A 562-nucleotide genomic window follows, 5' to 3' on the forward strand; every position below is an offset into this window, starting at 1 on the left:
GGTACTTTTCACCATTCCCTCACGGTACTATCCGCTATCGGTCACCAGGGAATATTTAGGCTTAGCGGGTGGTCCCGCCAGATTCACACGGGATTTCTCGGGCCCCGTGCTACTTGGGTGTCTCTCAAACGAGCCGCTGACGTTTCGACTACGGGGGTCTTACCCTCTACGCCGGACCTTTCGCATGTCCTTCGCCTACATCAACGGTTTCTGACTCGTCCTGTTGCCGGCAGACAACAGAAGAGAGATCCCACAACCCCCACGACGCAACCCCTGCCGGGTCTCACACGTCGTAGGTTTGGCCTCATCCGGTTTCGCTCGCCACTACTCCCGGAATCACGGTTGTTTTCTCTTCCTGCGGGTACTGAGATGTTTCACTTCCCCGCGTTCCCTCCACATACCCTATGTGTTCAGGTATGGGTGACAGCCCATGACGACTGCCGGGTTTCCCCATTCGGAAACCCCCGGATCAAAGCCTGGTTGACGACTCCCCGGGGACTATCGTGGCCTCCCACGTCCTTCATCGGTTCCTGGTGCCAAGGCATCCACCGTGCGCCCTTAA

At 57.8% G+C, this 562-nt stretch carries 1 rRNA gene; it reads right to left on the reverse strand.

Going from position 1 to position 562, the window contains the following annotated elements:
• Positions 1 to 562, reverse strand: a 23S ribosomal RNA gene (locus IE325_RS45860); the annotation flags it as partial.

This window comes from Streptomyces lanatus, assembly GCF_014655715.1.
In the GTDB taxonomy this organism is placed as follows: Bacteria; Actinomycetota; Actinomycetes; order Streptomycetales; family Streptomycetaceae; genus Streptomyces; species Streptomyces lanatus.